Genomic DNA, 13,137 nt, shown 5'->3' with positions numbered 1-13,137 from the left:
CACGCTCGTCCCGCGGAGCACTGACCGACGTCGGCGCTCCGCGGGGCGGCGTCGCGCTCAGCCGGCGCGCAATTCGGCGACTTCGTCCGCCGACAGGTCGAGCGACGCCGCGCGCACGCTTTCCTCGACGCGCGCCGGGCTCGACGCGCCGAAGATCGGGATCACCTGCCCCGGCTGGTTGAGCAGATAGGCCAGGACCACGTCCGCCACTGGCACGCCGTGGCGTGCAGCAACGCGCTTTGCCGCGGCGAACCGACCCTCGTTGGCGGGATGGTCGTAGAACGCCTTCAGGTCATCCGTCGCCTCGCCCGCGTCCAGCCTGGAGAAATAGCCGCGGCTTTGCCCGCAATAGGGCACGATCGCGAGCCCTGCATCGCGCAGATCGGCGCCGTAGTCCTCGAAGTACAGCTGATACCCCTGCTGCATCGCATTGCCCTCATTAGGTTTCGCCAGACCCCAGAACGGCTCGATCGCGATGAAGCCTTCGCTGCCCCTGGATTGGGCATAGGCATTCGCCTCGCGCACGCGATCCGCGGTCCAGTTCGACGCGCCGAACCAGCGGATCCGCCCCGCCGCCTTGGCCGCGATCAGCGTGTCGACGATCGGGCCGACCGGCGCCTCGGGATTGTCCATGTGAAGCCAGTACAGGTCGATCGCATCGACGCCGAGATGGTCGAGGCTCTGCGCCAGGTCACTTTCGATATCGGCCGGGGTGATGCGGTTGCGATAGTCGCCGACGCGCATGTCGTAAAAGCCGCCCTTGGTGGCGATCACGAATTCGTCGCGGTTGCGGCCCTTCAGCCATGTACCGACGGCGCGTTCGCTGGCGCCCGCGGGCGCATCGGGAATCCAGTCGCCGTAGGAGCGCGCGGTATCGATGAAGTTGCCGCCCAGGTCGACGAAGCGATCAAGAATGGCGGCGGCGCCCGCCTGATCGATCGCGGTGCCAAGCATGTTGGTGCCGTAGCACAAGCGGCTGACGGTGAGATCGGTATTGGCCAGCGTGACACGGTCGAGCATCTGTTCCTCCTGAAAACGTCGATACGCAACCTAGCAATCACGAAGCCAAAAATATACAGGTATGCGTAGTTGGTCCGGTATTTCGATGATGAAATATTGACTGTCGCGCGATTTGTCTGGCGAACGTGAAGCGGTCGCGTTAGTCATCGTCGTCTCGTTGTCGGTAGTGGGGGACGACCGAACCATGCAGATCAGAAGCGGCCGGGCCTTTGCGCCGCCGACCCTCGACGAGGTCGATACCAAGCTGATCGAGCTGCTGCGCGCCAACGGCCGCGCCACCAACCAGGAACTGGCCGAGCGATTGTCGGTGACCGCGGCGACCGTGTCGGCCCGGCTCCGGCGGCTCGACGAAGCGCGGGTAATGCGCGTCGTCGCGGTCACCGACTTTTCCGCGCACAATTACAACGTGCTGATCGCACTGGGGGTGAAGGTGCGGGGGCGTGGGGTGCGCGACGTCGGCCGCGACCTGGCCACGCTGCCGGAGGTGCTCAGCGTCAACATCATGAGTGGGGCTTACGAGTTGGAGCTGCTCGTCGGACTGCACGGATTCGAGGAGATCAAGACGTTGCTGCTCGATCATATCGCCGGTATCGAGGGGGTGGCGGAGATCGACCCCGGCATCGCCGCCGACATCGTCAAATTCGAGTTCAACGTGGTGCCGCTGTGAACGGCGATAACAGTCGGCTCGACGAGCTCGACCGCCGCATCGTCGAGAAGCTGTCACGCGACGCCCGCGTGTCCAACCGCTTCATCGCCGCCGATCTCGGCGTGACCGAGGGAACGATCCGCACCCGCATCAAGCGGTTGCAGAACGAAGGACTGATCCAGTTCACCGTCGTGTCGGATTTCCGGCTGGCGGGGTCGCCCAACCTCTGCATGATCGGCATCGATGCCGATCCGCCGCGCGTGTCGGCGCTGGCGAAGGAGCTGTCGGACATACCGGAGATCGGTTGCGTGATCGTGCTGCTCGGCCGCTACAGCCTTCTGGCGATGACGCTGATGACCAGCGTCGAGGCGCTGAGCGACCTCGTCACCGACCGTATCCGCCCGCTCGCGGGGGTCCGGCGGGTGGAAACGTCGGTGTCGGTGCACAACCTCAAATATGAGGCCGGCGTCGCGAAGATCGCGCAGGTGGGCTGACGACGGCGGCGGAGACGCGTCCACGCCCCGCCGCCGCCGCGATCAATCCAGCAGCGCGCCGCCGTTGCCGTGGATGACCTGTCCGTTCACTCAGCGCCCGTCCTCGGACAGCAGCAGCGCCGCCATCGCCGCGAGGTCCTATGACTCGCCCAGCCGCGGGCTGCGCGCCGTCTCCAGCATCCGTTCGATGAACGGCTGCGGCACCTGTCCCGACGCCTTCAGTTCCTCCGTCATCGTGAAGCCCGGCGCGACGACGTTGCCGGTGATGCCCTCGCGGCCCCAACGCGACGCGACGTGCCGCATCAATGCGCCCAGCCAGCCCTTGGACATGGCGTAGCTCGGCCGTTCCGCCTCGCCGCTGTCGCTGGCGCCCGATCCGGTATAGACGATCGCACCCGCGCCTGCCGCGAGCAGGTGGGGCAGCACCGCCCGCGTGGCGAGCAGGTGTCCGCGCAGGTTGACCGCGATCGTCCGGTCGAACACCCCCAGGTCGACGCCCAGCGCGTCGCTGTCCTGGAAGATGATGCGCAGGTCGGCGGCATTGACGTGCGCGCCGTCCAGCCCGCCGAGTCACCCGACCGCTTCTGCGACCCGGCGTTTACCGACGCTTCGTCGGCGATGTCCATCGGCACGGCAAAGGCGCCGTTCCCGGCGGCAGCAGCGCTTGCCCGTACGCCATCGAGGTTGATGTCCGCAGTGCAGACCTGTGCGCCCTCGGTAGCCAGCCGTTTGACCGTCGCCGCACCGATCCCGTCGCCGACCCGATGACGATCAGCCTTTTGCCTTCCAGTCGCCGTGACATGCGGTCATCCTTCCATGCGGGGGGTGGGAATGCCGGCGCGTTCGCAGGCGAGGTCGAGCAGCGCCGAATAATCCTTCGACGCGTAATCGCCCGCGCGCGCACCGCCGAACACCGCATGCGCCGCGGCGCCCATCGGCAGGCCGACGCGCTGTTCCGCCGCCGCGTTCATCGCCAGCGTCAGATCCTTGAAGGCGAGATCGATGGTGAAGCCGGGCGAGGTATCGCCTTTCAACGCCTTGTTGACCATCAGCACGTGGAACTGGCCGTTGCGCGCGGTGGTAGCGCCGGTGACGTCGTGCATGATTTGCACATCCAGCCCGAGTTTGGTGCCGAGCGCGAGCGATTCGGCGACGATCTGCGCGGTCGACAGCAGCATGAAATTGTTGATGAGCTTCATCCGACTGCCCATGCCGGGCGCGCCGCAGCGGAAGATGTCCGTCCCCATCGCCTTGAGCGCGGGTTCGATCCGCGCGAAGGTGGCGTCGTCCGCCCCGACCATGAACAGTGATTCGCCACGCTCGGCGTGGAGCGCCAGCCGGCCGATCGGCGCGTCGGCGAAGGCGATGCCGCGCTCCGCACACAGCGCGGCGACGCGGTCGGTCCCCTTGGCGTCGATCGTCGACAGATCGACCAGTACCGCCTGTGGATCGATATGGGCGAGCACGCCATCGGGGCCGAGCACGACCGATTCCACATGCTGGGTGGCGGGCAGGACGGTGATGACGATATCCTGCCCGCGCGCTGCCTGCGCCACGTCGGCGGCGGTCGTCGCCCCCAGCGCGGCGACGGCCGCGACCTTTGCCGGGTCGATGTCATAGGCGGTGACGGCGAAGCCCTTGCGCTGCAGGTTGGACGCCATGGGCAGCCCCATCGCGCCCAGTCCGATAAAGCCGATCCGCGTCGTCATGCTATTGCCTTTCGCTCGCCGGGTGCGGGTCGCGCAGCGTTTCCGCGACGACGCCTTCTCCGATCAGGGTGGTGATATCTTCGTCGCTCAGGCCCAGCAGGTCGCGCAGCACCGCGCGGCTGTCTTCGCCCGAACGCGGCGGTGCGCGCCGATAGTCGGGTGGCGTCCGCGAAAATCGGCCGGGATAGCCGAGCACGCGAACCGGCGTGCCGTCAGACCGCGTCATGGGCTGGATCAGCCCGCGCGCGGCGATCTGCGGATCGGCGAGAATCTCGGGGATCGTATTGACCTTGCCGCCGGGCAGCTTCGCCGCCTCCATCGCCGCGATCAGGTCCGCCGCCTGCCACGTCGCGATCACCGGGCACAATGCCGCCTCGAGTGCGTCGCGATGCGCGGCGCGGCCGCTATTGTCGCGGAACCGCGCGTCGGCGGCGACTTCCGGCAGGCCCAGCAGCGCGCAGAAATCGCGGAACTGGCGGTCGTTGCCCAGCGCGACCAGCACGTCGCCATCGGCGCAGGCAAAGTCCTGATAAGGGACGACATTGGGGTGGCGGTTGCCCAGCCGCCGGGGCTGCTGGCCGCCGTTCAGCCAGTTGCTCGCCTGATTGGCGAGCAGCGATACCTGCGTGTCGAGCAGCGCCATGTCGATATGCTGCCCTTCGCCGGTGCGGTCGCGATGCGCCAGTGCGGCGAGGATCGAAGTGGCGGCATAGAGGCCGGTGACCAGGTCGCTGATCGGCACGCCGACCTTCAGGGGCCCGCCCCCCGGCTCCCCGTCCGGGTGGCCGGTGACCGACATCAGCCCGCTCATCCCCTGCACCAGAAAGTCGTAGCCGCCGCGATCGCGATACGGCCCGTCCTGGCCGAAGCCGGTGATCGAACAATGGATCAACCGCGGATTGAGCGTTGTAAGGCTCGCATGGTCGAGGCCGTATTTGACGAGTCCGCCGACGCGAAAATTCTCGACCACCACATCTGCGTCGATCGCCAGCCGGCGGATCAGCGCCGCGCCGCGCGGGTCGGCGAGGTCGATCGCGGCGGAGCGCTTGTTGCGGTTGGCGCAAAGGTAATAGGCGGAATCGCGCGACCCGTCGTCGAGGAACGGCGGACCCCAGCGGCGGGTGTCGTCGCCCTGGCCCGGCTGTTCGATCTTCGTCACCTCGGCGCCCAGATCGCCGAGGATCTGCGTGCACCACGGACCCGCCAGCACGCGTGACAGGTCGAGCACCTTGAGCCCCGCGAGCGGCCCCGATGCGGGCGCCGTCATCTCAGCGATCCTCCAGCACGGGTGCGCGTTTTTCGAGCATCGCCGCCACCGCTTCCTCATGGTCGCGGGTGTGATGGGCGAGCGCCTGATAGGCGGCGGAGAGTTCCAGCAGGGGGCCGAGTTTCATGTCCTGCCCCTCGCGCAGCAGCCGCTTGGCCAGCCGTGTCGCATGGCCGGGATTCGCGGCGATGCGGCGCGCGATCGCCATCGCCGCGTCCATCAATTGCTCCGGCGGCACGACGTCGAGCACCAGCCCATAGTCGAGCGCCGTCCGCGCATCGATCGCATCGCCGGTCAGCGTCATCAGCGTCGCGCGTGCCATGCCGATCACGCGCGGCAGCAGCCAGGCGCCACCGTCGCCCGGCACGATGCCCAGCTTAACGAAGCTCTCGGCGAAGGTTGCGCCGTCGGCGGCGATCCGTACGTCGCCCATGCAGGCGAGGTCCAGCCCCGCGCCGATCGCCGCGCCGTTGATCGCGACGACCACCGGCACTTCCAGCTCGTACAGCGCGGTCGGGATCCGCTGGATTCCGGTGCGGTAGGCGCCGCGCAGCGTGAACGGGCTGCCCGCGAACATGCCCGATCGCGTCGCCATGTCCTTGACGTTGCCGCCGGCGCAGAACGCCTTGCCCGCACCCGTCAGCACGACGGCGCGGATCGAGTGATCGGCGGTGACCATCGCACAGAAGTCGACGATGTCGGCGATGTCCCGATCGGTGGAAATCGCGTTGCGCTGCTCGGGCCGGTCGAGCGTCGCGACGACGATCGGGCCGTCGCGCACGATCGTCAGAAAGGGTGTCGTTGCGCCCTGTGTCATCCTCGCCCCCGCTTCACATCTTGTCGAAATCCGGTCTAGGGCCACGCGTCGCGAGCTGCTAATATCAATTTGAAGCGTGACGATAGCAGGAGACTATCATGGAGCTGCGGCAGTTGCGCTACTTCGTGGCACTGGCTGAAACCGGCAATTTCCATCGCGCCGCGGAGCGGCTGCACATTTCGCAGCCGCCGCTGACGGTGGCGATCCGCAAGCTGGAGGCCGAGCTGGGCACCCCCCTGTTCGAGCGGGGCGCGCGCGGAGTCACGCTGACCGCCGCGGCGGAGGCGGCGCTGCCGATCGCGCGGGCGACGCTGGCGGGCGGCGAGCAATTCTGTGCCGCGGTACGCGAGGGTGCCAAGGGAGAGCGCGGCCGGCTGCGGATCGGCTTCGTGGGATCGGCGACGTTTGAGCTGCTGCCGCGGCTCATCCCCGCCTTCCGCACCGCCTACCCGCTTGTCGAGCTGGTGCTGGAGGAGGCGAGCAGCGTCGAGATCGCGCGCTCGCTGGAGGCGCACGACCTCGATGTCGGATTGGTGCGCCTCCCGCTGCTGGAGACTGCCACCGTCGACACCCGCGTGATCGACCGCGACGAGCTGCATCTCGCGGTATCGACTGCGAGCCCGCTCGGCGGCCTCGGCCGCATCGAGCTGGCGGCGGTGGCGGGCGAACCGTTTGTTCTCCAGAGCCGGATCAGCGTCCTCCACGCGATCGCGCTGATGGCTTGCCATGCCGCCGGTTTCACCCCGCGCATCGCACAGGAGGCTACGCAGCTCAGTGCGGTGCTCAGCCTCGTGCGGAGCGGACTCGGCGTGGCGCTGGTGCCGTCGCGCGCGACCGCGGCGATGCCGCAGGGCGTTCGGCTGATACCGCTCGCGCAGCGGGTGCCGATCGAGATGGGGGTGGCGCTGCCGCGCGACCGGCCGACTTTGCCAGCGAACAATTTTGCCGGACTGGCCGATACCGATCGACTATCGTAATCGCCTGAATTAATATTAGACTGCCGTGCAGCGCCCGCCGCATGGCTCGCCTGCATTCGATTGGCAGGGGGCGAAGGAGCGTGTTCGAAACGTTGACGCTTGCGGCGATACCCGCCGAGGACGAGGCGCTGCGGGCGCCGCTCAGGGCACTGATCGCCGAGACGATCGCGGCGATGCCCGCCGATCGGAGAGCGCGGTCGTGGCAGGGGTTCGACGCCGGGTTCAGCCGTGCGCTCGGTGCCGCGGGCTTCCTGGGGCTGACGATGCCGGTCGACTATGGCGGCGCCGGCCGCGGCGCGTTCGCGCGGTTCGTGGTGGTCGAGGAACTGCTGGCCGCCGGCGCGCCGGTCGCTGCGCACTGGATCGCAGACCGGCAGAGCGCGCCGCTGATCCTGCGTTTCGGCACCGAGGCGCAGCGTCGCCGCTACATTCCCGCGATCTGCCGTGGCGAGGCGCTGTTCTGCATCGGCATGAGCGAGCCCGGATCCGGGTCCGACCTCGCCAGCGTCCGCACGCGCGCCGACCGGGTGGACGGCGGCTGGCGGCTGAACGGGCAGAAGATCTGGACCACCGGCGCGCTCCATTGCGACTATATGATCGCGCTGGTTCGCACCTCGGGAACGAGCGCGGATCGCCACGCCGGCCTCTCGCAGGTGATCGTCGATCTTCGCGCGCCGGGGGTCACGACGCGCCCGATCACCGACCTGACCGGCGACGCGCATTTCGCCGAGGTGTTCTTCGACGACGTGCTGCTGGACGACGACGCGCTGATCGGCACGGAGGGCGGGGGCTGGGCGCAGGTCACCGCGGAACTCGCCTTCGAGCGCAGCGGTCCCGAGCGGATCTACTCCAGCGTTGTGCTGCTCGATGCCTGGACCCGGCACCTGCTGCGGGAGCGGCCGACCGACGTGGCGGCGCTCGAGGCGCTCGGCGGCCTGTCCGCCCGGCTCGCGGTGCTCCGCGAGATGTCACTGGCAGTCACCGCGCGGCTGGCCGACGGCGAGAGCCCGGTGGTGGAAGCGTCATTGGTCAAGGACCTCGGCACCCGGTTCGAGCAGGACGTGCCGGTGATCGTCGGCGAGGACCTCGCCGCGCATCCCGACGCGCCGGTCGGGGGCGAGCTGCTGCGCACGCTGCTCTACACGACGCAAGCCGCCCCCAGCTACTCGCTGCGCGGCGGCACGCGCGAAATCCTGCGGGGCATCATCGCCCGCGGACTGGGGCTGAGGTGAGACGATGCAGGAACTGATCGAACCGTTCGCGCGCCTGCTGGAGGACCTCTGCCCGCCATCCGTGGTGCGCGCCATCGAGGCAGGCGGCGACTGGCGGCCGCTATGGCAGGGGATCGTGGACAGCGGCTATCTCGATGCGCTCGTACCGGAAGAGGCCGGCGGCGCCGGGCTCGCGCTGAACGAGGCGGCGCCGCTCGTCGGCCTGCTCGGCCGTCACGTGGTGCCGCTGCCGGTCGGCGACACGATGGTCGCGCGCGCGCTCCTCGCCCGTGCGGGCACCGCTTGGTCCGATGAGCCGATTGCGCTGGCGACGGGGGCGTCGTTCGCGGCGACGCCGCCGGTCGCCGCACAGATGCTGGTCGGCACGCCCGACGAGCCGCGGCTCGTCGGGGCGGAGGCGCTGGCCGATCCGGCCGAGCGCGCGCCCTTGCGGCCGCTGGCGGCGGTGCTGCGCGCACAGCAGATCGCCGGCGCGGGCGCGCGCGTGCTGGAGATGAGCGTCGCCTACGCCAACGACCGCGTCCAGTTCGGCAAGCCGATCGGCCGCCAGCAGGCACTCCAGCAGCAGCTCGCCGTCCTCGCCGAGCAGGCGGTCGCCGCGCGCCTCGCCGCCGCGATCGGCGTCCGCGGCGGCCTGCCGCCCGCGCCTCGCGACGCCGCGATCGCCAAGCACGGCGCCAGCCTGGCCGCCGCCGAGATCGCGGGGATCGCCCATGCGATCCACGGCGCGATCGGCATCAGCGAGGAATATGACCTCCAGTTGCTCACCCGATCCCTCCACGCCTGGCGGCTGGCGGACGGCGGTGCCGGCTACTGGGCGGCGGAACTGGGCCGCGAGCGCGCCGCCACGCCGGCCGCGGCGCTCGATTGGCTCCTCGCGCCCGCGGAGGTCTGATCCATTCGAAGGGGGGAGGGTGACACGCCCTCCCCTTTTTCGGGAGACCGATCAGCCCGGCTGCTGGGCTGCCCACGCGCCGGTGATCTGCACGATCTCGATCAGATTGCCTTCCGGGTCCGCGACGAAGCCGACGCGGACGCCATAGTCGGGCTGATCGCGCGGTGTCTCCACGATCGTCCCGCCCGCTGCAATCGCGCCGGCAACCGTCGCGTCGGCGCTTTCGACCTGAAAGCCCAGGATGACCCCGTCACCGGGAGCGTCGTCCCGGTCGCGCCATTTCCACAGTACGAAGGTCGCGCCGCCGGTGGCGGTCGGCTGATAGATGATCTCGTCGATCGCCCGTTCGTTCACCGCCGCGGACACGCGCGCCATTTCGGTGAGACCGAACACGGTACCGTAGAACCCCGCCTGCCGATCGAGGTCGTGAACCACCAGTTTCGTAAATCCGAAATGTGCCACAGTCATTCGCCGTCTCCCATGTTTGAATCTGTCCTATGCGTAACAAATGCTCCAAATCACAACGCATCTGCAAGCGCGCCTGCGACATGATGCTGGGATTTCGTTTTACGGCGGACCGGGATACGATATACCGCGGCGAGCGAATCCGCGACGCGGCGCATGGCCGTCGCCGCCAGCGATAAGGGGATTACGGATCACCAGATCGCACGAGAGCCGCGAGCAGTTGCACTTCGAACTGACGAACGTCGGCCTGCGTGCCCAGGCCACCGCCGCCGGGCTCGTGCAGCTCTGCATCGAGCTGCGCCAGACGGAGCTGCTCGGCGACGACGCGATCGAGCGTGTCAAGACCGCCATCGCCGACGAGATCGCGATCGCCGTCCCGCGCCACGTCATGACCCCGCAGTTCCGAACCGACGTCGAGTCCCGTCTCGACAAGATCTTCCGCGGCGGGGAGGACGTGGGCTCGGCCGACCGGCTGGGGTTCGACGCGCCGAACGTCTGACCGCCGCGTCCTTTTACGATGCGCTTCGTCCCGGAACGGCTATTGACGGTAACCAGTACGGTGATGTGAAGTTCGGAACCCGGAATATGAATCGAATCGACGACGGGCAGCCTGTGCCTGCGAAGCCGACAGGCCGTCGCGGCCGGCCGTCGCGGGCCGAGGAGCAGGTGATTACCCGCGCGATCGTCGACGCCGCGCTCGCGCTCTTCCTCGCCGACGGCTATGGCGCGACGTCGATGAAGCGCGTCAGCGAGGCCGCCGCCGTGGCGCCCAACACGCTGTACGCCCGCTTCCCGGAGAAATCGGTACTGTTCCGGGCAATCGTGGAGTGGCAGGTCGCCAGCTGGCAGGAACGCAGCCCGCCGCGCCGCGCGCCGGCCGGTGCGCCGCTGCAGGCGATCCTGGAGGCCTGCGCGCTCGGCATGATGGAGGCGCTGGAGGATGGAGAGATCAGTGCGTTGACCCGCCTGCTGGCGCAGGAGGCAAGCCGGTTTCCCGAACTTGCCGGCATCTGGTACGACAGCACCGTGCGCATCTTCGAAGAAGAGGTCCATGATCGGGTGGCATCCGCGCCCGATCGCGCCTTCGCGCCGGAGGACGTGCGCGACATCATCGCGACTCTGGTGGAGGCGGTGATCGGCCACATGCACCAGCGCGTCCTCGTGATCGGCTCCCCGGAGCCCGATGGCTTGACTACCGCCGCGGCTCGCATCGCACGCGTCGTGGCGCGCGGCTGGACGCGGCACGCCGGCTGATCGTCCGACCGACGTGAGACGGTGCAGGGCGGGTCGTCCCCGCTTGGCCGCCACTAGAGATGGTCCAGCCCCCATCGGTGTGTCCGGTCCGTCTTGCCGATGCCGGGATTGAAGACGTTGCGCGGATCGAGCTCACGGTAGTGATCGGCGAGCGCCGGCTTTGCAGGATAGAGATGGCCGACGTTGTGCTCGGCCGGGTATTCGGCGCCGCGCCGGTCGAGGCTCTCCAGCATCGCCGCCTCGACGCCATGGGTGTCGCTGCCCTTCTTGAGAATATAGTCCCAGTGGAAGACGTGGCAGAAGAAATGTCCGTAGTAGAGGGCATGAAGGACCGGTGCGCCGAGCGCGGCGGGCAGCGGCTCGAACCAGTGCGGATCGTCGCGCCGCAAGGCGACGTCGAGGGCGACGATGTCCTCGACCGTGTCGGCATGCACGGCGCGATAGCGGACGGCCGCGCCGGCCGCTGCAAAGCGGTGCAGAAACGCCTTCCTGTCCTCCTCGGGTGAGCATTCGAAAACGTCGGCCTCGACGCCGTTCAGCGTGTCGTCGAGATAGCGGCGCGCTTCCGCGATTCCGCCGCCTTCCATCTTGAGGAGGAGGTGATGGTCGAACCGACGTCGAAACGCGACCATCCGCGGCGGCAAATGATCGGGCAGCAGTGCGCCGAGCCATTGCAGCAGCCGGTCTGCCGGGTCGCGGCGGACGAACGGCACCCGCGCCAACAGCCGGTCGAAACGGTTCTTCCACGCCAGAAGCATGGGCAGCCTGGCGGTGCCGAGCCGCTCGATCGCAAGGAAGCTGTCCTTTCCGTAGGTCGCGGCGACGTCGAACGCGTCGCGATGCATGTATTCGCCGGAGACGGGAAGGTGCGTGAACTGCGTCAGGATGTGGCGGCGGATCGTCGTCAATCGCCGGGGATCGCTGGTGCCGATGTAGAATGTCGCCGTCGCTGTCGGCTTCGCGAAGGTGTCGAGCCGTACCGCAAACAGCGCGACGCGGCCCGCGCTGCCCGATGCCTCGAAGAGGCGCGACGGGTCCGCGTTGAAGCGGGCCGGCGTCGGTGCGTCGACCCGTCGGACATGCGTTTGGTAATCGCCGTCGGACGCGCGCCGATCCTCCGGCCATTCGACTTCCGCCTCGGCGAAACCATGCCGATCGAGGCGGTCGAGCATCTCCTCGGGGTGGTCGCCGAGCGCGATGCCCAGATGATTGATCAGCCGCAATTGCCCTGCCGCGTCCACTTGCGCGTATAGGGCGAGCTCGCTGTAGGCCGGGCCGCGCCGGATCAGCGAACCACCGGAATTGTTGCAGATGCCGCCAAATACCGACGCGCCGATGCACGACGACCCGATCACCGAATGCGGTTCGCGGTCGAGCGGCGCCAGCGTCCTTTCGAGGTCGACCAGCGTCGTTCCGGGGAGACACACGACCTGCCGACCGCCGTCGATGAGATGCAGCCCTCGAATGCGCATGGTATTGATGATCACGACCGGCCGATCATAGTCGCCATCGGGGGTCGATCCACCCGTCAGGCCGGTATTGGCGGCCTGGAAGATGACGATGACGTCGCTCTGCACGCAGGCCTGTAAGGCGCGCCACTGTTCGACCAACGTGCCCGGTTTCACGACGGCTAGCGCCGATCCGTTGCCAAAGCGGTAGCCTTCGGCGAAGGGCGCTATGGTGTCCGCATCGACGAGCACGTGGCGGCGACCCACGATCGTCCGTAGACGATCGATCAACCCGACCCCTGCGATCCGGCTATCATCCGTCTGGCGCGCGGCAGTGTTCGTTGTTCCGGGAATGTCTTCTTGCTCCAGAAACGCGCGACTGACGATTTTGATAAAATAGGTAGGGCGATCTTCTTTATGCCTGTAACGCCGCGATGTCGAGCATCGCGGCTTTGTTTCTGGGTGAGGCGAGACACCCTGTCCCGACTGGCTCGAGGGCTATGCTCGGATGCGTCGATCCCGTGTTGACGTCCTCCCTGTTTTTTCATCCGTGTTGAGCGCCTTTCCAGAACAATTGCCGGACCAGCGCGGTGGGGTTGGAATAATCGGGATAGCTGTCGGCTGCTGGTCGGGGCGGGGCCCGATGACGGGCAGATTGTATGCCGGCTCCCAGCACTCGCTGTTCCTGGCGGCGTTCATGTTGAGGTCGAGCGTCACCGACGGGCCGAGCCCGCGACACCAGCTTGCGAACGTATCGGTATGCGTCCAGCGTTCGCCGGAGAATGCGAAGCTCGATCCCGGCCACGCAAAGCGATGCCGGGTGCGGACGATGCCGCTGCCGTAGCGCGACACGCGCGTCGCATGGCCGTCGGTGGCGATCAGGATGACGATCGAGGGCTATGCGCGCTCGACG

The 13,137-nt window shown here is 68.1% G+C and carries 15 protein-coding genes and 1 pseudogene; 7 read left to right on the top strand and 9 right to left on the bottom strand.

Features of this window, described 5'->3' with window-relative positions:
* Positions 1-57 precede the first annotated feature (57 nt).
* Positions 58-1,020, bottom strand: a complete 963-nt coding sequence (locus M9979_RS01130) for an aldo/keto reductase (protein WP_254287478.1) — start codon at positions 1,018-1,020, stop codon at positions 58-60.
* 184 nt (positions 1,021-1,204) lie between these two features.
* Here M9979_RS01130 and M9979_RS01125 point away from each other — a divergent pair, with 184 nt between their 5' ends.
* Both M9979_RS01125 and M9979_RS17325 read left to right on the top strand, forming a co-directional pair.
* Positions 1,205-1,687 (top strand): Lrp/AsnC family transcriptional regulator, encoded by a 483-nt coding sequence (locus M9979_RS01125; protein ID WP_254287477.1) that lies wholly within the window; start codon positions 1,205-1,207, stop codon positions 1,685-1,687.
* A complete protein-coding gene (locus M9979_RS17325; RefSeq protein WP_254287476.1) occupies positions 1,684-2,160 on the top strand; it encodes an Lrp/AsnC family transcriptional regulator in 477 nt (158 codons plus the stop codon). The genes M9979_RS01125 and M9979_RS17325 overlap by 4 nt, the downstream gene beginning before the upstream one ends.
* 138 nt (positions 2,161-2,298) lie before the next feature.
* Here the strand turns inward: M9979_RS17325 and M9979_RS01115 are convergent, their stop codons facing one another.
* From M9979_RS01115 to M9979_RS01095, 5 genes and pseudogenes are all read right to left on the bottom strand, one after another.
* Entirely contained in the window at positions 2,299-2,682 is a 384-nt protein-coding gene (locus tag M9979_RS01115) for an SDR family NAD(P)-dependent oxidoreductase (RefSeq protein WP_254287550.1), read from the bottom strand.
* A gap of 125 nt (positions 2,683-2,807) precedes the next feature.
* Positions 2,808-2,885: pseudogene (locus M9979_RS01110) on the bottom strand (hypothetical protein); the annotation flags it as partial.
* Between the two features lie 81 nt (positions 2,886-2,966).
* Positions 2,967-3,869, bottom strand: a complete 903-nt coding sequence (locus M9979_RS01105; protein WP_254287475.1) for an NAD(P)-dependent oxidoreductase — start codon at positions 3,867-3,869, stop codon at positions 2,967-2,969.
* 1 nt (position 3,870) lies between these two features.
* A complete protein-coding gene (locus tag M9979_RS01100) occupies positions 3,871-5,136 on the bottom strand; it encodes a CaiB/BaiF CoA transferase family protein (RefSeq protein ID WP_254287474.1) in 1,266 nt (421 codons plus the stop codon).
* Position 5,137: 1 nt separating this feature from the next.
* Entirely contained in the window at positions 5,138-5,953 is an 816-nt protein-coding gene (locus tag M9979_RS01095) for a crotonase/enoyl-CoA hydratase family protein (RefSeq protein ID WP_254287473.1), read from the bottom strand.
* A gap of 98 nt (positions 5,954-6,051) precedes the next feature.
* Between M9979_RS01095 and M9979_RS01090 the strand changes: the two genes are divergently transcribed.
* The 3 genes from M9979_RS01090 (at position 6,052) to M9979_RS01080 (ending at position 9,057) form a co-directional block, all read left to right on the top strand.
* Positions 6,052-6,930 (top strand): LysR substrate-binding domain-containing protein, encoded by an 879-nt coding sequence (locus M9979_RS01090; protein ID WP_254287472.1) that lies wholly within the window; start codon positions 6,052-6,054, stop codon positions 6,928-6,930.
* An 80-nt stretch (positions 6,931-7,010) separates the two neighbouring features.
* A complete protein-coding gene (locus tag M9979_RS01085; protein ID WP_254287471.1) occupies positions 7,011-8,162 on the top strand; it encodes an acyl-CoA dehydrogenase family protein in 1,152 nt (383 codons plus the stop codon).
* A gap of 4 nt (positions 8,163-8,166) precedes the next feature.
* Complete coding sequence (locus tag M9979_RS01080; protein ID WP_254287470.1) at positions 8,167-9,057, top strand: acyl-CoA dehydrogenase family protein; 891 nt, start codon at positions 8,167-8,169, stop codon at positions 9,055-9,057.
* 51 nt (positions 9,058-9,108) lie between these two features.
* Here M9979_RS01080 and M9979_RS01075 read toward each other — a convergent pair whose 3' ends face one another.
* On the bottom strand, positions 9,109-9,525 hold the full coding sequence (locus tag M9979_RS01075) for a VOC family protein (protein WP_254287469.1): 417 nt from the start codon (positions 9,523-9,525) through the stop codon (positions 9,109-9,111).
* Positions 9,526-9,742: 217 nt separating this feature from the next.
* On the opposite strand from M9979_RS01075, the gene M9979_RS01070 reads away from it, so the two are divergent.
* Together M9979_RS01070 and M9979_RS01065 are read left to right on the top strand one after the other, a co-directional pair.
* Complete coding sequence (locus M9979_RS01070; RefSeq protein ID WP_254287468.1) at positions 9,743-10,021, top strand: hypothetical protein; 279 nt, start codon at positions 9,743-9,745, stop codon at positions 10,019-10,021.
* An 86-nt stretch (positions 10,022-10,107) separates the two neighbouring features.
* Positions 10,108-10,776 (top strand): TetR/AcrR family transcriptional regulator, encoded by a 669-nt coding sequence (locus M9979_RS01065; RefSeq protein WP_254287467.1) that lies wholly within the window; start codon positions 10,108-10,110, stop codon positions 10,774-10,776.
* 53 nt (positions 10,777-10,829) lie between these two features.
* Here M9979_RS01065 and dld read toward each other — a convergent pair whose 3' ends face one another.
* Both dld and M9979_RS01055 read right to left on the bottom strand, forming a co-directional pair.
* Positions 10,830-12,530 carry a D-lactate dehydrogenase gene (gene dld, locus M9979_RS01060; RefSeq protein ID WP_340689037.1) on the bottom strand — a complete coding sequence of 567 codons (1,701 nt, stop codon included), beginning with the start codon at positions 12,528-12,530 and terminating at the stop codon, positions 10,830-10,832.
* A 192-nt stretch (positions 12,531-12,722) separates the two neighbouring features.
* Complete coding sequence (locus tag M9979_RS01055) at positions 12,723-13,076, bottom strand: hypothetical protein (RefSeq protein WP_254287465.1); 354 nt, start codon at positions 13,074-13,076, stop codon at positions 12,723-12,725.
* Positions 13,077-13,137 lie beyond the last annotated feature (61 nt).

The sequence above is a fragment of the Sphingomonas liriopis genome (genome assembly GCF_024211255.1).
GTDB classification, from domain to species: Bacteria; Pseudomonadota; Alphaproteobacteria; order Sphingomonadales; family Sphingomonadaceae; genus Sphingomonas; species Sphingomonas liriopis.
This window is presented reverse-complemented; position numbering and strand designations above follow the sequence as displayed.